This is a genomic window from Priestia sp. P1_B12_1 (assembly GCF_056406695.1).
Map to the genome: position 1 here is coordinate 206,578 of NZ_JBFTZR010000003.1, position 18,806 is coordinate 225,383.

The window sequence follows — 18,806 nt, forward strand, 5'->3', positions numbered from 1 at the left end:
TGATACTATACATCCGTAAATCAATCTTTGAGGAATACATACGGCGTCTTGAAAGACTAAAATAAAAATGAAGTTATAACAAAGCAGATAGCAGTTGCTTTTCTTAAAACAACGGGATAGTCTGAAAAGAACAAAAATGAAGATCACAAAAATTATATATTTTACTATTATAACAGAGTTTATATTTTTTTACAAATCAGCTTCCATTTACTTGTCTTTTCAAAAAAAAAAGCGAGCACATGATTAGGCTCGCTTTTCATTTCTTATCGAGTTTGTCCGTTTCCACTCATAATATATTTAATTGTCGTAAGCGCAGGAAGTCCCATTGGACCGCGTGCATGAAGCTTTTGAGTTGAAATCCCAATTTCAGCTCCAAATCCTAAAGCTCCTCCGTCAGTAAAACGCGTAGATGCATTATGATACAGTGCCGCTGCATCCACTAAAGACATGAAGCGTGAAACGGCTTGTTCATCTTCTGAAATAATGGCTTCAGAGTGTTTTGTTCCATATGTTTCGATATGGTCAATCGCTTCATCCACACTTTCTACTACTTTCATCGCGATCGCTAAGCGCAAATACTCTTCAGCCCAGTCTTTTTCAGCCGCTGGTTTTGCTCCAGGAATTTCACCTACTGTCGCTTTGTCACCATATACTTCAATATTGTGATCATTGAATGCTTGAATCAATTCATCTTTATGAGAATCGAGCCAGTTTTTGTGTACAAGAACCGTTTCTGCTGCGTTACACACCGCTGGTCGATCTGTTTTTGCATTTATCAAAATCGGAATGGCCTTCTTAACGTCAGCTTGTTCATCGATATAAATATGGCAGTTTCCGACTCCCGTTTCTAACACAGGAACCGTTGCGTTATTGACGACCGCTTGAATCAACGAAGCCCCTCCGCGCGGAATTAGCACGTCAATATGCTCTTTCATTGTAAATAATTCTTGCGTAGCCGCACGATCTGTACTTGAAATAAACTGTACCGCTTCTTTAGGAATTGGCGTTTCATCAAGAGCTTTATGAATAATGTCCACAATAGCTTGGTTAGATGAAATAGCTGAAGAGCCGCCTTTTAACACAATGGCATTTCCAGATTTCAACGCTAGCCCTGTTGCATCTACCGTTACGTTTGGACGTGCTTCATAAATCATTCCGATAACGCCAAGAGGCACGCGTACTTGCTTTACATCTAGACCGTTATCCAATGTCCAGTTTGATAAAACATCTCCTGTTGGATCATCTAACTCAGCAACTTCACGAAGGCCGTTTGCAAATTCTTTTACACGTTCCGCTGAAAGAGCAAGGCGATCCATCAGCGCTTCGTCAAACCCTTTTTCTTTCCCGTTTTTTAAGTCTACTTCATTTGCTTTTAAAATATACTCCGTGTTGTTTTCAAGTGTAGAGGCAATCGTTAACAACGCATCGTTTTTTTGTTCTGTTGTTAGTAAACTTAATTGTTTAGCTGCTTTTTTTGCTGAAATAGCTTGTTCTTCTACTGAATACTTTTCATTTGTTTGTAACACCAAATCACTCCTGGATTCGTTTTAGTTTTGTTTGATTTTAAAGTGTGAGGCATAAGAGGTAAATGCAATCATGCAAAGAAAAGGAAGGGCTCCTTTTCTTTACAGCATGTTTGCTTACAAACCGACCGGTACTGGAATTTCTAAGTGACACACTAGACCTTCGCTGTCTACAATCGGTTGATCAATTGGCTCATTCAGTGCAAGTTCATCAGATGAATAATTTGTCACGCCAAGAGCCAGCTCATTTTCGTCTTTATCTAGAATACGTACAACTGCTCGTTCACTAAAGTGGCCTTTAATATATTTAACGTGCTCGCGAAGTAAAGGCTCTTTATCTTCAATAATTGCACGTTTCGCGGCATCTTCGACTACTATTTCCCCTTCAGGACCAGAGTTAAACGCAATCCACTGCTTTTTCTGATTAAGGTTCGCAGAATCATCTTCAGATTCAAAATACGTTCCTGTTGCATCTCCGTCAACCGCTTGTGTTAAGATGTTTGGCACGCCGGCTCTTCCTAAAAATGCTGGAATTCCTGACGCCATAGCGATTTTGAACGCGTCAATTTTCGAGCGCATACCGCCTGTTCCAACTGAACTTCCTGAATCTCCTGCAGATTCTTCGATTTCTTGCGTGATTTCCCCTACGTGAGGAACTAATTTTGCATTTGGATCCTGGCGAGGGTCCGCGCTGTATAAGCCATCGATATCCGATAAAATAATAAGCAGGTCGGAATCCACTAGTCCAGCAACTTTAGCTGAAAGTGTATCATTATCGCCAAATTTTAATCGATTGATGGTTACCGTGTCGTTTTCATTGACAATTGGCACAATGCCGCGTTCTAACAGCACGTTAATTGTATTTCGGGCATTGTTGTAACGATTTTCGTCTGAAAAATCGTCTCTTGTAATTAAGATTTGAGAAGCAACGTACCCATGCGATAGAAACAGTTCTGAATAAGCCTCCATTAACAGTCCTTGACCGATTGAGGCGGCTGCTTGTTTTTCAGGCAAAGAGCTAGGTCGCTCTAAGCAGCCAAGCTTGCGGTATCCTGCAGCTACAGCTCCTGATGAAACCAACAGCACTTCATGACCGCTGTCTTTTAAGTCTACGACTTGATCCACAAGGCGCTCGAGCTTCCGTCTGCTGATTTCACCGTGTGAACTTGTTAATGAACTACTTCCAATTTTAATTACAACCCGCTTCTTATTGTCGGGACTCATCAAATCACTCCTAGTGTGTTCTGTATGTTTTCTTGTTTATGATTATTTTTTTGTGGTGAGGAATTCACGAAGAAGATAAGTGACGCATTAATTAGTACTTGCCACTTTTTGTAGTTGAGCACTCATTTCTTTTGAACGCTTTGATGCTCCTTTGACTGCTTGCATCATTGCTTCTCCGCCGCCGTGTTTAGCTAAGGCGTCTAAACCAGCTGCTGTTGTACCGTTTGGAGACGTCACATTTTCACGAAGCTCCGTCGGCGTTTCATCTCTTTCCATCATCATTCTTGCTGCACCGTAAATGGTTTGGGCGCCAATTTCACGTGCTAGCTCAGGATCGAGACCTTCTTCTTTTGCTGCTTTTTCGATATGCTCCATAAGGAAATAAAAATAAGCGGGTCCACTTCCGGCAATTCCTGTAAAAATGTCCATTTGTGGCTCATCAATCACGTATACTTTTCCGATTGCAGAAAGCAGCTCTTTTGCTGTTAGCACAGCATCCATTGCAGCATATTGACCTGGAGATATAGCCGTTGCTGATTGCTGAATCATGCTTGATGTATTCGGCATCACTCGAATGACCTGCTGTTCATCATGCAATAACTCTTCCATGTAAGAAGACGAAATCCCTGCAAGAACAGATAGGACAAGCTGGTCTTTGTTGATTTGAGGCTTTAATTCGTTTAATGCCTCTTCAGCGCCTTTTGGCTTCATCGCTAGAATAAAAACGTCAATGTCATCTGTTTTCAGCTCGCTGCGCTTTACTGCTTTGATGCCATATCTATTTTCAAGTTCGTGCAGTCGCGCATCATTGCTTCGATTCGTTACGATAATATTTTCAGCGGGTAATTTCTTTGCATTGACCATACCGGAAATCATCGCTTCTGCCATTGATCCAGCACCTAAAAAAGCAACTTTTTGTTTTTGATCCATCAAATCTCCCCTGTCATTTGTTCGTATCTTTGTTCTCGTTTCTTTCAACGGTTCCTATAGTAACATGCTGAAAAAGAGTGTCAAGTTGAATTTAACCGTTTTTTTCCTCCTTGAGCGTATAACCTTATGCATATGTAAGCGCAAACAAAACTTTTTTAAATATTTTTTTCTGCAAAAAAAAACGATTTTTTTTATAAAAATACGTTTATATAAAGAAAATCGGGGCATACTATATAGTTTGGGCTTTAAATTTTTTTGCAAAAAATAGAGGAATTTTGAAAACGTTATTTGAACAATATAATAGGTTTGCTAAAATGAACCTATGTACCAGCATCTTGGTTTTTTTTGAAAAATTTACTTTTGATGTAAACCACGCTGTGCTGTCGACATTAAAATAAACAAAACGACATACAATCTAGGAAGTGTCGAAACATTATTGGAGGTTCTATTATGAAGAACAACTCGTTTTCTACAGTTCCATCGTCTTCAGAAGGAATAGAGAAACAGGATTTACACGTTGTGGGAATTGGCGCTTCTGCCGGAGGGTTAGAAGCTATTGAGCAGTTTTTCGCTAATATGCCTTCACCAAATGGAATGGCGTTTATTATTGTGCAGCACCTTTCCTCTAAATATAAAAGTTTTATGCCAGAACTTTTAGCAAAAAAAACAGGAATGAATATCAAACTGACACAAGACGGGATGACTTTACAAGAAGACACAATTTATTTAAATCCTCCCCATCATTATGTGACCATTGCGGATCATACTCTTCGCCTTCGTCCCTATGAAGAAAATGATCAGGTAAAGTATCCCATTGACGCCTTTTTTCATTCTCTGGCTGCTTCAAAAAAACACCGGTGCACAGCCATTATTTTATCGGGAAAAGGAAATGATGGAACAGGAGGAGCAAAAACGATACGAGAGTATGGCGGAACTGTACTTGTACAAGATGAAAGCACAGCAAAGTACAGAGATATGCCCCTAAGCGCTATTGATGCACACCTTGCTGATTATATTCTTTCTCCTGCTGATATGCCTGACCTTGTGCAAACGCATGTCAGCCAAACTGAATTTACATATAATGAAGAAACGCTGCAATACATTTATTCATTAATAAAGAAGAAAACAGGCATCGACTTCTCTATGTACAAAAAAAACACGGTGCTGCGACGACTTGAAAAGAGAATGGCTTTACTCGATCCGCCCTCTCAAACGATGGAAGAATACCGGGACTATTTATGTAAAGAAGCCGAAGAAATCGTCGAACTGCAGCGAGACTTGCTGATTGGAGTGACACAATTTCTTAGAGATAAAGAAGCATTCTCTATTATTGAAGAACAAGTCATCCCTCAATTAGTTGAAAGAAAGATTCATAGTCAAGAAGATGAAATCCGCATCTGGGTAGCAGGTTGTTCTACTGGTCAAGAAGCATATACATTAGCTATTTTGCTTCATGACTATTTATCAACAATCAACCGTTATTTCGATGTCCGAATCTTTGCTACGGACATCGATCGTCATGCAATCAAAAGAGCTAGTCAAGGTATTTATGAAGAAGCGGAAGTTCATTCCTTCTCAGCAGCTCAGATTAATGAATATTTTGAGCAAACAAAACACGGTGGTTATCAAGTTAAAAAAACAATCCGCAAAATGATTGTTTTTGCTCCGCATAATATAGGAAAAGACTCGCCTTTTGTAAACGTTGATTTAATTAGCTGTCGAAATATGATGATTTACTTCCAAGCTGAACTGCAGCAGCGCATTCTGTCTCTTTTCCATTTTTCTTTGACAGAAGAAGGCGTGCTTTTTTTAGGCCCTAGTGAAACAACGGGAAATTTATCTGATTTGTTCCGCCCTATCAACAGTAAGTGGAAAATATTTAAGCGTTCGGGCCAGCCCAGCCGACAAATTACGGGAGCTTTTAATCTTTCGAAATCCAGCTTGCATGAAGGTGATTTTTCTAGCGTGCCGCTGCCAAGCCAACTTTATAAGCCTCTTCCTTCACTTAAATTAGATGAGATGTACCAGTCAATGATTGATCACTTTATGAGCCCTTGTCTTGTATTAAATGAATACAACGAAGTAATATTTTGTTCAAAAGAAGCGACTCAGCTTATTAACGTTCCTGTAGGGAAAATTAATTATACAATTTTCAAAATGGTTCCAGTTCACGTCTCTTTAGCCATTGGAGCAGCTATTAAACGCGTAAAAGAGCAAGGTATGAGCGTATGCAGTCAGCACATTGAGTTTGTCATAAACAACGTGCAGCGCCGTTTTAATATTACGATATCTGCCCTTCCAACAAATCACTCTCTTTACTTACTTATGTTTGATGAACAGACAGACAGTGCCATTACTGATAAGGAAGAGCCCATGTTTCTTAATCAAACAAGCTCGATTAGTGAGCTTGTAGTAGATTTAGAGCAAGAGCTTCATTATACGCAGCAGCATTTGCAAACGACGATTGAAGAGTTAGAAACAGCAAATGAGGAGCTAAAGTCCACGAACGAAGAACTGATTGCTTCTAACGAAGAGCTGCAGTCCACAAATGAAGAATTGCAGTCTGTTAATGAAGAGCTAATTAGTGTTAACAACCAGTACGAACGAAAGATTGAAGAATTAACGGACTTAAACAACGATATCGATAATTTATTAATCAGCACAACTATTGCTACCATCTTTTTAGACGAGCAGCTGAATATTAAATTATTTACGCCGGAAACGAAAACAGTAATCAACGTTCTTCATCAAGATATCGGAAGACCTTTCTTTCATATTTCGCATAACTTTAGATATGACCATCTAATCGAGGATGCAATGCACGTTTTAAGAACAAATAACACCCTTCAAAAAGAAATTCAAAGCTATGATAACCAATGGTACAGCATGAAAATGATGCCTTATCGTACAAATGAGAATTTAATTAACGGTGTAGTTATTACATTTATTAATATTACAGAAATTAAACGATCAAATGAAGAATTGGCTATTACATCATTTGCAGTCGCTCACAGTCCTACGGGCATTTTCATTACCGATCATCAAGGTAAAATTAAGTACATTAATCAAAAATTCATGGAGCAAAAGCATGCCCCGCAGGAAGTATTTGGGCTACACCTCTATGACTTATATACAAAAAAGCTGGGGGTTAAAAGATTCCCTAAGATTTGGAATGAAGTATACAGAGGAGAAAAATGGAACGGAGAAATTTCCTACGTTCAAGAAGACGGAGAAACCGTTTGGGAACAGTTAGCCTTAATGCCTGTTAAAAATGATCAGGATGAAATCATCCATTACATTGGGTTAAGCGAAGACATTTCACAGCGCAAACAGTCGGAAATGATGCTCAAAAATTCAGAGATGTTGTCAGCACTTGGCCAGCTGGCTGCTGGCATTGCCCATGAAATACGAAACCCTCTTACATCATTAAAGGGCTTTTTACAGCTTATGATGCAAGAAGAAACGTATAAAAGAGAATATATGGATGTCATGATGTCCGAGTTTAACCGCTTAGAACTAATTATTAGCGAACTGCTCATTCTAGCCAAGCCCGAAGTCGTAAAATATGAAAATAAACAGATAAATTTAATTCTTCAAGACGTATGTACGCTGCTGCATACACAGGCCATTCTTAAAAACATTACTATTTCAACAGATTTTGAAGAAAAATTACCTGTTGTTCATTGTATTGAAAAAGATATGAAACAAGTATTTATCAACATGGTAAAAAATTCTATTGAAGCGATGGATGACCCCGGTTCTATTCTGGTAGTATCTAAATTTGATCCAGATACAAATCAAGTAGTCATCCAAGTGATAGATGAAGGAAAAGGCATGCCGAAAGATCGATTAACACGAATTAGCGAGCCTTTCTATACAACAAAAGAAAAAGGAACAGGATTAGGATTGATGGTGAGTCACAAAATCATTAGTAATCATAAAGGAAGCATTTCGTATGATAGTGAAGAAGGAAAAGGAACAACGGTAGAAATTCGATTGCCGCTTTCTTAATGTACTTTGTTCTTCTGCCTTAAACATTCAAGCTCCTGATTAATTACATCTTGAATGTCAAACAAATGTGTAGAGACCAATTCAATATATTCTCCTTTTCCTGCTTCAATTACGTCGGAGCGGATAATACTTAGGAGGTCTTGAATGGTTAGCACATTTGTTTTCATTTCTCGAAAATGACGCTGAAGATCAACTAGCTGCATTTTTTTCACCGTTTCTACATCTGTTTCCCTGACTGAAAAATCTTGGTTCACTTTTGGTGAGTCTTGCATAAGCATAGAGCGAAACTGTTGAAGAGTTGATTGAACACTCATCATATGCTCATGAATAGGATAGCAGAAAACAGCGTGCAGCGAATGATACGCTTCAGGCTTAAAATGAAAATCAAAAAGAGCAACCGGGTTAGAAAACGTGCGCATATTTACTTCGATTTGCACTTCTTCCTTTCCCTGGAGTGCTCTTTTTACTTTTTCTTGGCTGTCTTCATCAACTAGATCTAAAAAGTTCTGAACAGGCGGGAAATTTTTCGTGACGCTTGGTGTAAATTCAATTATTTCGTTGTCTTTATTGAGTAAAAACATTGGAACCGGGATGTGTTGAATCGGCAAACTGATCATATTTCTTCCCCCATTACTAACATTTTATCTTGCATCGAACTTTCTTTATTATTGATTAGAAGCCAGTCTTTAAAAGCTTGAATATGATTAATGAATATGGTTTTTGAAGATCCTGAAGCCGATAAATCATGCGTATTGAGAAGCCTGCTGCCTACTAATACAAGAGGACTTTGCGGCATGTTTTCAATCTCAGCAATGTACTTTTGTAAATCAGGCAGCAAATGCACTTGTGAGACAGACAAGCACACTACATCAGGGTCCCATCTTTCAATGCTTTTTAGAGCAAACGGCAGCGGCAAGTTTGCTCCTAAGTTTTTAACTTCCCATCCCTGTTCTCTCATAAGTCCTGCAATCATTTTAATACCTAAGTAATGCTCTTCTCCTTCAATGCAAAAAAGAAGTGTTCGATGGCGCTGAAGCAATTGATGCCGTGATAGCTGAAAGCGAGTTAACACATAGTCACAGGTTGCAGTAGCCAAATGCTCGTCCGCGACTGAAATTTTATTTTCTTGCCACCTTTCCCCTATCTCATACATCGCTTCTGTCAGAAACGTGTATACGTCAGTTGAAGAATGGCCTTCTTCTATATATATAGCAATAAGCAGCCAGCTTTTTTGAACGTTTCCTTCTAGCAAACAATCAGCTAAAGCCGCTACATTACGAGAATAAACGATAAGATCACGCCCTTTTCCTAAAGTTACAATAAATCTCTAGGCAAAACTTCCTTTTTGCACGATGGACAACATGCGTAGACGCCTTTATTTTCATCATAATCTACGTTCATCGGCTGCTTGCATGCTTTACATACAGCATGCACGTAGTTTAAATATTTTTCCATTAATAAACGTGTTGCCCCACTTGTTTTCCCGCAATAATAGCAAATAAACCTTACTTTTCCTTTTTTTGTTATCTCTACTTCTCGCATATGCTGACAAGATTCACAGCGATCCCAGCTGCGAAGATAATTGCTCAAAGAATATTGTGGTTTATTTGTTTCTATATACATTTTCGTTTCTTGATTTCTTGTTTTATCTTCGGTAAAGTCAATTGACCGAATAAGCTGTTTAGCGCCTAGCTTTGACTCAATTCTAGCTGCCATAAACGCTTCATTCTTTCCGCCATAAGGCATATTAATCCATATAGTAGATTCATCGATGATAAGGAGTGACATCGGAACAGGAGATGAAATGACATGAGCGCCGTCAATTCGAACTTCTGTTGGTTCACGAGTAAGAACGGTCAGTTCACCTTTAAACGAATGTAACATATCACGTATTTCTTGAGGAACAAGGGAAGCATAAGGAATACATAATAAAATCTGCTGCCGAGCTTGATATAAGTCTTTTTTTAACTGACTGCTGTTCGATGGATGATACCAAATCAATTTAGGATGCTGAATGACTTCTTTTAAAAATTCCTGAGGCTGGTATACTTTTTGATTTTCGTTAAAGTGGTTGACCAACTTCCATAACGCTCGCTCTTTTGGTACGCGCTGCTGGGCAAACGACTCGTCTGAAAGCATAATAAATTTTCCTTTTGAACGCGTCACCGCCACATTTACCAATCGATCGCTATTTTCATTTGTTAAAAGTAATCCTGGTTTTGACTGCGGCTTTGTATCGACCGTGTCAAAAATCATGATATCTCGTTCCGCCCCTTGAAATTTGTGTACGGTTGCTGCAATTATATCGCTAGCTGGTTCAATATCTTGAAGAAATGCATTGATCAATTTAGCTTGAGACTTATAAGGAGTCACATAGCCAAGAGTAGCCGAAGAAGCTTTGCCTGCCCGCAGCATCAAACTTACCGCCAACACAGCCGTTATCACATTGTAGCGTGAGCCGGAAGCAGCATCTCGCATAGCGGAAGAATGCAAATGACCAATATTAAGCATAAGCGCTGCTTCATGAGCAAACGGCCGGCTGCTTGCTACTACTTCTCGACTTGTTGTGACAGATGGATGATCTGCTACTCGATTGCTGTAAATATAGCGATTTGTAAAAGCTGAGATATCTTTATGCATTCTTCTTTGCTTCGTCAACATGAAAAGATGCGGGTGTATCTCACCGCTTTCTACTTGCTCTACAAGACCCGTCTGCTCAAATAAATCTCGCTGCAGCCACTTCTTCACTTCAGCATGAGAAGATTGAGATACCGGGGGAAGCTGTTTAAAATCGCCGCATACGACAATTCGTTTTCCTAACGTAGCTGCAAAAGCAATTTGCGGTGCATATGCCATGCTAATTTCGTCTACCACAACCATATCAAATTCACTTTGATAAAGTAATCGGTCAATAGCCGCTTTTGATAAAGTAGTGCCTACAATATACGCTTGATCAAAAACATTTTTCTCCGCTTCCATCCACTTGTTACGAAGGGCGTTTAGCTTTTTGTTAACTTGCTGAAGCTGGTGTGCTCTATTGGGATACCTGCTTAAGTAAACTCGTTCTTCTTGTAAATCACGCATCTCCTGAGCTAAATCCGGATCATCTTCTCCAATGACTTCTTCTACTTTTATATTTTCTAAGCCGCTGCTTTTTGTTGCTCCGTATCGAATGAGCTTGCCTTTTTTCCAAGCTTCTTTCTTTTTTAACTGACGCGCAGTTTCTTGCAGCAAACCGTCCACCGCTGCATTACTGTGAGATAATAAAAGGATCCGCTTTGATTTCCGGTAATAGCTTGCCGCGATTTTGGACAGCGTATATGTTTTTCCTGTTCCAGGAGGCCCCCAAATATAAGTAGTACGATTATAACGCGCTCGCAGCAACACTTCATGAAGAGCGTTCTTAGACGTATACTCCTTATGACGAACAGGACTATCGCCTCTCATAAGACGTTTGATTCTCACTATTTTTTGCTTGTAATCTTTTGCTTCCGTGAGTCTATCAATGAGAGCCTGCAATAATTCCCATGGTTCATTATATATATCGAGTTCGTCTACTTCTTGTCCAATAAACGCATCTATTTTAAGGTACAAATCAAACCCTTCTGTTCCGATCACTTCTCCTTTACTTTCTTTATGCTGGTGGACAAGGCGTACCTGAGCTCCATCAAAAAGGTATAAATCGGCTGTGCGTTCAAACCGGTAAAGATACGCATCCTCCTGCTGCCCTAAGTACTCTCCTTTTCCTACCGTATACTTTTCTCCGCCGTGTTTCTTCATATAATTAATCTCAATTGAAAGTGCGCGCACCCATGCTTTTAAATATGAAGAGATAGAGCGTTTTTCCATAGATGTCTAACTCCCTTTTTATCCGTTCATTTCTAACTTGTCTATTCTATCATGTCATTTGAATATAGCATAGCTTCTTTCTTTTTCATTTTTATAAAAGCAGAATACTTTTTTACTATTCTATCTCTATAGACAAATTAAGACTTTTTTCATCATAATCGTAAAAAAACCGCGTTTTTTCTATCACTTTAGACGTATTGTTACAAACTTGTAATATAAAACCTACCATTTTGTCATGGTTTTGTTACATATTGCTGATAGAATAAGATACAACTATTGGAAATAAAGGAGAAATATTAGATGAAAAAACACATTTTTACATTAGGGGCTACAGCTTTAGTATCAATTGGAATTGCAGACGCAGCATCAGCTGACACAGACACGCATAAAGTAAAAGCTGGAGAAACGTTATTCAGCATCTCACAGCAGCATAATGTAACAGTTGAAGACTTAAAAAAGTGGAATGGTCTTTCTTCGACATTAATTTATGCAAACCAAACATTACAAATTGGATCTACATCTACTGACTCTTCATCTAGTTCAACTCCAACTACGACATCTTCAAACCATACATATACAGTACAATCAGGCGACACGCTTTATCGTATCGCTAAAAACAACGGTACTTCTGTACAGCAGCTAAAAGAGTGGAATAACTTATCTAGTCATTTAATTTATGTGAATCAAGTACTAAAAATAAGCGGAACAGGAACTGTTTCATCATCACCTTCAGCACCTGTACAAGAAAAAACAAACGAAACGCCAGCATCCCCGGCTCCTAGCAACAGTAAAAGTTACAAAGTTCAGCCTGGAGATACAATGTGGAGCGTAGCACAGCGACACGGCATTTCAATTTCTCAATTAAAACAGTGGAATAACTTATCGTCTAATACGATTTACATTAATCAAGTGCTACAAGTAGGCGGACAAGCTGCAGCTCAGGCGAAACCATCAACGCCATCACCTGCTGCTCCTTCAACACCGTCAACTTCAGCACAGTCGACTTCAACGCCGGCACCTGCTCCAGTGCAAGAAAGCAAGTCGGTTTCGAAAGAGATTACGGTTGAAGCAACAGCTTATACTGCTTACTGTGCAGGCTGCAGCGGAATCACTGCTACAGGGATCGATCTAAGGTCAAATCCTAATCGAAAAGTAATTGCAGTTGATCCTCGCGTGATTCCATTAGGTTCTCGCGTATACGTAGAAGGTTACGGAGAGGCAATTGCTGGAGATACTGGCGGTGCCATTAAAGGTACTCGCGTTGATTTATTTATGGCATCTCAAAGCTCAGCTTTAAATTGGGGACGCAAAACGGTAAAACTTCAAATTTTAGATTAATCACTAAAAGCAGAAGCGTGTTAGTCGCTTCTGCTTTTTAATTTTTTTTCAAACATAATCATATCGATAGCTTGCAAGCCATTCTCGTAAATCGGTGGAACATACTGCAAAAAGAAATTCTTTCTGACACCATTTTGATAAAAGCCTGCCTTTTTATAAAATGCTATGTTTTCAAGACTGGAGTCCGCTGTTCCTACAATCATTTTAGAATAATGGTTACACTCATACAATGCTTCTAACTTGTTAATGACTTTGCTGCCGATTCCTTTTCCTCTGTATGCTTCTTTTAAACCGATATTCTTTACTTCTACTGCCCGTTCCCCTTCATCGATGAGGCACTGCACAACTCCTATCACCTTCTTTTCATACACAATGGTAAATAAGGAACCTTCATTTATATACGACTTCACCACTTTTTCGTCTTCATCCCCTATTAATAGCAGGTTCAAATAGCAAGCGCGACTGTCTTTATCAATTTCAACAAGGTCGATATTCATCTTTATCCTCCAAAAAATAAGTCAATAATATTGCTGCCTCTTGAAGATGATTTATTATATAGCTCTGAATATCCGCAGTTCGTGCAATATACCACTGTAAAGTGATTGTGCTGAACGTCTAAGTATCTAGACAGTCCCGTTCCCGTTGTAGCAATTTCTTTTGTTTGTGCTTCTGTATGTCCGCATTTTACACAACCGTTTTTCCCCATTGTCATACTCCTTTATACATAAAATAATTTCTTATTTATATAAACGGTTAGAAAAGGAAAAAGTTTCATTTAATTGATAAATAAAGGAACTAAAGAAACCACATTTTCCATTACCTAGAAATAGAAAATGTGGTTTCTTACTTTTAGTATTAACGGTATGACTATACAGTTGGTTTCTATGACAGGAGTTCTCTTTCCATAATTTCAACGTTTTTTTGATGACATTGTGCGGTGAAATCAGAAGGAAACGCCAGTTTATCATTTAGCTTATCGAGCGCTTCTTTACTGTTTTCTTTCACTGCCGCTTGCAGTTCATCTAAATAAGAGCTGGCCATCTCCACTCGTCTTTGAATTTCAGCTCGGTGATGTGTCGTTTTCCCGTGCCCGGGAACTAGCGTTAGATTTTGGTGCTTAGCTAAAATGTGTCGCGCAGTGGCAAGCGTGTCGCGGTAATCATTTACACTTTCATATATGTACGGATATTCAAAATCCGATAAATAATCCCCTGCAATCCATATCGAATCATCGACAATCATAAATAGGCCATCATTTGTATGACCTTTTGCAAAATAACAGGTAATGGATGTTTCACCTAAAGTAATATGCTGTTCATTTTCGTTTACAACAATATCTAACTCTGGGAATATAATATCATGAGATCTTTTTATATAATAGTCATGATCAAACTGCTTAATCATTTGAACTTTTTCTTCTTTGTCCGGGTGATGTTTCAAAAATTTGCTGCCGATAAAGGTGGCATTTAATTCTAAGAAAGCGCCATACCCAATGACGTGATCAAAATCTCCGTGAGTAAAAAACACATACAGGTTGCGGTGGTTTAAGATCTCTTGAACATGCTGTTTAATTTCATTAATTTCGTGAGGAAGCCACGTTGGATCAACAACAATCACACAGTCTTTTGTTTCAATCACTGCAGATGTTGTTTGAAACAGCGCGCTTTCAAAAACCGTCATTTGCTCCGTTTTGTATTGAATCATAGAGAACAGCTCCTTATTTTTTCTATCACCCTTATTATAGCGGAAATAGAAAGATAAGGGCGCGTATGACGATTTATAAAATGAAACTATGCAAGATGTGATGAAATGCGGAACCATCCAAACAATGAAATCCAAATAGGAATACTAAATAAGGTTCCCCAAAATAAACCTTTCAAAAAGTTCCCTTGATTCATTCTGATATTCCTCACCTTCATCGTATGTTGGTTTTTAGTCTAGCTCAGCTTAATGAAATTTTAGTGAAAAATAAAAAAGAAGCAGCTGCTTCTTTTTTATTTATTATAAAATTGGTGGTCGTACTTAATTTTCGGCAGCTCGCGTACTTCCTGCGACATTCCTGTTCCGCACATCGGACAGTTATAATCAACCGTAACAAAATCTTCTCTCATCCACCCATTACATGATTCAGATTGACACGCATATACAGTCGTATCCATCATTTGATCTACTTCTTCTTCTACGGCTTTTTTTGCAAAATACATGTGCACAGCTCCCTTTTTTTCTTAGTATATGTAAAATTCCCATTTTTTATTTACAGCTTGATCACTTTTTCATCCAGCGTTATTGGACACCCCTATTTAATTGTGTATAATTAAATAAAAAACAATAGACTGGAGGCAACATGAATGGAACAACTTTATAAGCAGCTGCAGCTAGAAAATCAGCTTTGTTTCTCAATTTACGCCACGTCTCGAGAAATTACAAAGGTGTACAAGCCGCTGCTCGATAAATTAGGAGTAACCTATCCGCAGTATTTAGCCCTTCTTGTTTTATGGGAACATGAAACACTCAGCGTGAAAAAAATGGGCGAACTTCTGTATTTGGATTCAGGCACCCTTACTCCTATGCTAAAAAGAATGCAGGATCAAGAATTAGTGATTCGTGAGCGTTCTCATGAAGATGAACGCGTTGTTTTTATTAGTTTAACCGAAAAAGGAAAAAAATTACGTGATAAAGCTTGTCATATTCCAGAAGAAGTTTTTAGCATGACAAATAAGTCACAGGGAGAATTAGAAAAGCTGAAAGAAACGCTGCAGGAGTTACTGCAATCACTGCATACGTACAATCAAAAATAGACCATATAAAATTGCACATAAAAAAACGCCTGGATTTCAGAAAAATCCAAGCGTTTTTTTATTTACTCAACCGTTGTATTTAACGTTACGTTAACATTTCCGCGCGTTGCTTTAGAATACGGGCAGAATTGATGTGCATCTTCTACTAGCTTCTCAGCTACTTCTTGTGAAACGCCTTTAATATGAGCGTTTAACACCACGCCAATTTTGAATCCATCATCAGTGTGGTCTTTTAGTAGACTTACTTCTGCAGTAATAGACGAATCAATGTCTTTTTTTTGTTTCTTAGCGATTAAATTTAAAGCGCCGTCAAAACAAGCAGAATATCCTGCTGCAAACAGCTGCTCGGGATTTGTTCCTTCTTTTTTGTTATTTGGAGAAGGATTTACAAGGGTTAAATCAATAATACCATCATCTGATTTAACTCGACCATCTCGGCCTCCAACCGCTGTTGCTTTAGATGTAAATAGTGCGTCTGACATAAGATCACCTCATAGATTATTTTATGTAATTTCATTGCAGACAATTAAAAAAGTCGCAATCAAATTCATTTTGTAATCACTTTGATTACCGTGATAGTAATGTACTTCCCCTTCTATAATGAGTGTAAACCTATTATTTTATACAAAAAAAGAGAGTTACCTCTCTTCTTTTCCTCTTTGTTTTTTTAAACCGCTTTGAATAATGTTATCTCCATATTTTTCACGCAAACTTTCGACCGCTTTGTATAAAGGCTCTTTTTTGGCTTGTTCTCCGTATGTAAACAAATCCAACTGTTCTTCTTCTTGAAGCTGGTGACTCACTTGAAGAGCAGCTACGCCCAATAAACGAATCGGTTCTCCGTTCCAATGCTTTTGAAATAATACCGCACTGTAATGAAAAAGATCGTTTGGCTCGCTAATTGCTTTAGAAATAGTTTGGCTTCGAGTAATGGTTTTAAAATCACTATATCGTATCGTTAACTGAATCGTTTTGCTTACAACTTTTTTCGCTTTCATACGAGAACTCACTGAGTGCGATAGTTTATTTAAAATAGGCAGAACTTCATGTTCATCTACTGCATTTTGAGATAGCGTCGTAGAGTTTCCAATTGATTTAAACTGTGATTGGCGATCAGGGTTCACCTGTCGATCATCTTGGCCCCACGCTCGGTCTCTCATAACTTCTCCTTTTACTCCGAGAGTTTGTTTAAGAAGACCCGGAGCGGCATTTGCTAGATCACCGATCGTCACCACCTTAATCGCATTTAGCTTTTCAGCTGTCTTCTTACCGATTCCGTGCATTTCCTCTACGGCTTTTGGCCAAAGAACTGTTTGGACATCTCTTTTTCGAAGAACGGTAATTCCTAAAGGTTTTTGCATATCACTTGCCGTTTTGGCTAAAAATTTATTCGGTGCGATTCCAATTGACACAGGAATTTGCAGCGTCTGTATTAAATGCTGCTGAATGGACTTTGCTATGTCAAGAGGAGAGCCTAATTCAGCACAGTTTGTAATATCCAAATAGCCTTCATCAATTGAAGCGGGCTCTAAAAGAGGTGAAATGGTTACTAAATAATCAAACATGTTTTTGGACACTTGGCGATATAATGGAAAATTAGGCTTTATAACAACCAGCTCGGGGCATTTTCTTTTCGCTTCCCAAAGAGGCATAGGCGCATACACTCCGCGTTTACGAGCAATATAGTTACAGGTTACAACAATTCCTCTTCGTTCTTTTGGGTTGCCAGCAATAGCAAGAGGCTTATCTTTGAGCGTATGATCATGTGCGGTTTCAACAGATGCATAAAAAGCATTAGCATCAATATGAAGAATAACTTTGCCGTTTTTAGGGTACATCATTTTCATACTATCACCTCTTTCTGTATAATTAATCCCCGAAAGAAGAACGTACATTCTTATTTATTATAACTCTTTTTTCCTAAGTTGTGCGTACCTATACTTTATTTTTATTTTGAGCGAACACTGTGTGTCACTCTCTCGTATTCTAATGAAGAAAGGAGGAAGAAAACGTGATTGATCAGCTTATCGGAGCCATTAACCAATTAGGCTACGGATATTTCTTTTTTATCATTTTAGTCGGAGCCAACCTTACTCCTATTCCTGACCCAGTATATATTATGCTTGCAGGCAGCCAGGCTACGTCTCCATCCGTTCAGTATATTCCAGCTTTTATACTTACCTACAGCGGCATGATGCTTAGCTTATACCTCAAGTTTTTGATAGCCAGTCTTTTTTCAGCTCAGGCGCTTGCGCTATTAAAACGCCCGCGATGGGAAAAAAATGTTATGAAAGTTGAGCGAACGATTCAAGAATATGGATCTCACGCCATCATCGCAAGCTACTTTTTACCAGGAATGCGACATGTGATGCCTTTTTTTCTCGGGGCAAGCGGAATGAAGCATCGTCATTACATTAAAGTCTCATTTTCTTTTGGTTTCATTTGGACGCTGGCTTTATTTATTTTCGGTTCCTTTTTTAATACGACATCTTCTTATACTGATGTGATTGAGATCACTTTAGCTTTTTGTGCGATCAGTTTGATTATCTATGCCGTTCAAAGAAGAAAAATACGAAAAAAACAGCAGTAGTTTGTGTAAAAAAGTTCTTTTTCACAAACTGCTGCTGTTTCATTTATATTAAATGACTTCATTATATCCCTTCACAAAGTATTTGCGCGCGCGGTAAAGAGCTGATTTTAACGTAGTCATCTGCATATTTAATAACTCGGCAATTTCTTCATATTTAAATCCTAATCCATATTTTAATAGAAGCAAATTGCGATACTTAGGATTCAATTGATTTAAAATCGCCTGACATTCAGCCGCTTCTTCATTTCTGAGGACCTGCTGAATAGGCGTATACATAACGGGTTCTTCTTTGTAAGAAGACGTATAGCGGTCTTTCACTATTTTACGCCTGCCTAAATCACAGCGTTTATTTAATGCGACGCGAAACATCCAAGCTTTTATTTTTTCAGGATCGACCATTTCTTGTTTTTCTAAATATTTTAATGCTACTTCTTGCGTAATATCTTCGGCGTCTTGTCTATTCACACCATTTTTTAATAAATAAGCCAGCACCTGATTTAAATAATCTTGTAATTCCTCGCCGCACATAATAAGTTCTCCCTT

Annotated in this window: 17 protein-coding genes; 4 read left to right on the forward strand and 13 right to left on the reverse strand. The window is 38.5% G+C overall.

All coding sequences use genetic code 11. From position 1 onward, the window contains the following. Window positions 1-263 precede the first annotated feature (263 nt). From AC1D0Y_RS12065 to proC, 3 genes are all read right to left on the reverse strand, one after another. Entirely contained in the window at window positions 264-1,526 is a 1,263-nt protein-coding gene (locus AC1D0Y_RS12065; RefSeq protein ID WP_028408576.1) for a glutamate-5-semialdehyde dehydrogenase, read from the reverse strand. Between the two features lie 114 nt (window positions 1,527-1,640). After that, on the reverse strand, window positions 1,641-2,747 hold the full coding sequence (gene proB / locus AC1D0Y_RS12070) for a glutamate 5-kinase (RefSeq protein WP_013056988.1): 1,107 nt from the start codon (window positions 2,745-2,747) through the stop codon (window positions 1,641-1,643). A gap of 87 nt (window positions 2,748-2,834) precedes the next feature. Continuing rightward, window positions 2,835-3,677: a pyrroline-5-carboxylate reductase gene (proC, locus tag AC1D0Y_RS12075; RefSeq protein WP_028413399.1), complete on the reverse strand. Its 843-nt coding sequence runs from the start codon at window positions 3,675-3,677 to the stop codon at window positions 2,835-2,837. 450 nt (window positions 3,678-4,127) lie between these two features. Here proC and AC1D0Y_RS12080 point away from each other — a divergent pair, with 450 nt between their 5' ends. Next, window positions 4,128-7,688: a CheR family methyltransferase gene (locus AC1D0Y_RS12080; RefSeq protein WP_477707599.1), complete on the forward strand. Its 3,561-nt coding sequence runs from the start codon at window positions 4,128-4,130 to the stop codon at window positions 7,686-7,688. On the opposite strand, the gene AC1D0Y_RS12085 is transcribed toward AC1D0Y_RS12080, so the two are convergent. From AC1D0Y_RS12085 to AC1D0Y_RS12095, 3 genes are read right to left on the reverse strand one after another with little or no spacing between them, the layout of a single operon-like run. Next, the gene (locus AC1D0Y_RS12085; RefSeq protein WP_477707600.1) at window positions 7,685-8,305 is read right to left on the reverse strand and encodes a hypothetical protein; all 621 of its coding nucleotides are present in this window, start codon (window positions 8,303-8,305) and stop codon (window positions 7,685-7,687) included. The genes AC1D0Y_RS12080 and AC1D0Y_RS12085 overlap by 4 nt on opposite strands. Beyond that, window positions 8,302-9,009 (reverse strand): cobalamin B12-binding domain-containing protein, encoded by a 708-nt coding sequence (locus AC1D0Y_RS12090; RefSeq protein ID WP_477707727.1) that lies wholly within the window; start codon window positions 9,007-9,009, stop codon window positions 8,302-8,304. The genes AC1D0Y_RS12085 and AC1D0Y_RS12090 overlap by 4 nt, the downstream gene beginning before the upstream one ends. Beyond that, a complete protein-coding gene (locus tag AC1D0Y_RS12095; RefSeq protein ID WP_286128251.1) occupies window positions 9,003-11,537 on the reverse strand; it encodes an AAA domain-containing protein in 2,535 nt (844 codons plus the stop codon). Before AC1D0Y_RS12095 ends, AC1D0Y_RS12090 begins: the two co-directional genes overlap by 7 nt. A 300-nt stretch (window positions 11,538-11,837) precedes the next feature. Between AC1D0Y_RS12095 and AC1D0Y_RS12100 the strand changes: the two genes are divergently transcribed. Continuing rightward, window positions 11,838-12,875: a LysM peptidoglycan-binding and 3D domain-containing protein gene (locus AC1D0Y_RS12100; RefSeq protein WP_081085235.1), complete on the forward strand. Its 1,038-nt coding sequence runs from the start codon at window positions 11,838-11,840 to the stop codon at window positions 12,873-12,875. A 20-nt stretch (window positions 12,876-12,895) separates the two neighbouring features. Here AC1D0Y_RS12100 and AC1D0Y_RS12105 read toward each other — a convergent pair whose 3' ends face one another. The 4 genes from AC1D0Y_RS12105 to AC1D0Y_RS12120 all read right to left on the reverse strand — a co-directional run bounded on the left by AC1D0Y_RS12105 (window position 12,896) and on the right by AC1D0Y_RS12120 (window position 15,079). Next, on the reverse strand, window positions 12,896-13,372 hold the full coding sequence (locus AC1D0Y_RS12105; RefSeq protein ID WP_060745683.1) for a GNAT family N-acetyltransferase: 477 nt from the start codon (window positions 13,370-13,372) through the stop codon (window positions 12,896-12,898). A gap of 2 nt (window positions 13,373-13,374) precedes the next feature. Continuing rightward, on the reverse strand, window positions 13,375-13,581 hold the full coding sequence (locus tag AC1D0Y_RS12110; protein ID WP_013056980.1) for a zinc ribbon domain-containing protein: 207 nt from the start codon (window positions 13,579-13,581) through the stop codon (window positions 13,375-13,377). Between the two features lie 176 nt (window positions 13,582-13,757). Then, the gene (locus AC1D0Y_RS12115; protein WP_253352808.1) at window positions 13,758-14,579 is read right to left on the reverse strand and encodes an MBL fold metallo-hydrolase; all 822 of its coding nucleotides are present in this window, start codon (window positions 14,577-14,579) and stop codon (window positions 13,758-13,760) included. A gap of 290 nt (window positions 14,580-14,869) precedes the next feature. Continuing rightward, window positions 14,870-15,079 (reverse strand): cold-inducible protein YdjO-related protein, encoded by a 210-nt coding sequence (locus AC1D0Y_RS12120; RefSeq protein WP_014460174.1) that lies wholly within the window; start codon window positions 15,077-15,079, stop codon window positions 14,870-14,872. Window positions 15,080-15,223: 144 nt separating this feature from the next. On the opposite strand from AC1D0Y_RS12120, the gene AC1D0Y_RS12125 reads away from it, so the two are divergent. Continuing rightward, complete coding sequence (locus AC1D0Y_RS12125; RefSeq protein ID WP_014460175.1) at window positions 15,224-15,673, forward strand: MarR family winged helix-turn-helix transcriptional regulator; 450 nt, start codon at window positions 15,224-15,226, stop codon at window positions 15,671-15,673. A gap of 62 nt (window positions 15,674-15,735) precedes the next feature. Here the strand turns inward: AC1D0Y_RS12125 and AC1D0Y_RS12130 are convergent, their stop codons facing one another. Both AC1D0Y_RS12130 and AC1D0Y_RS12135 read right to left on the reverse strand, forming a co-directional pair. Next, window positions 15,736-16,155, reverse strand: coding sequence for an organic hydroperoxide resistance protein (locus AC1D0Y_RS12130; RefSeq protein WP_016764045.1), 420 nt, complete (start codon window positions 16,153-16,155; stop codon window positions 15,736-15,738). A gap of 156 nt (window positions 16,156-16,311) precedes the next feature. Continuing rightward, a complete protein-coding gene (locus AC1D0Y_RS12135; protein ID WP_047751006.1) occupies window positions 16,312-17,520 on the reverse strand; it encodes a DNA polymerase IV in 1,209 nt (402 codons plus the stop codon). A gap of 164 nt (window positions 17,521-17,684) precedes the next feature. On the opposite strand from AC1D0Y_RS12135, the gene AC1D0Y_RS12140 reads away from it, so the two are divergent. Beyond that, window positions 17,685-18,263, forward strand: coding sequence for a DedA family protein (locus AC1D0Y_RS12140; RefSeq protein ID WP_014460178.1), 579 nt, complete (start codon window positions 17,685-17,687; stop codon window positions 18,261-18,263). Window positions 18,264-18,311: 48 nt separating this feature from the next. Here AC1D0Y_RS12140 and AC1D0Y_RS12145 read toward each other — a convergent pair whose 3' ends face one another. Further along, window positions 18,312-18,791, reverse strand: a complete 480-nt coding sequence (locus AC1D0Y_RS12145) for an RNA polymerase sigma factor (protein ID WP_028413409.1) — start codon at window positions 18,789-18,791, stop codon at window positions 18,312-18,314. Window positions 18,792-18,806: the final 15 nt, after the last annotated feature.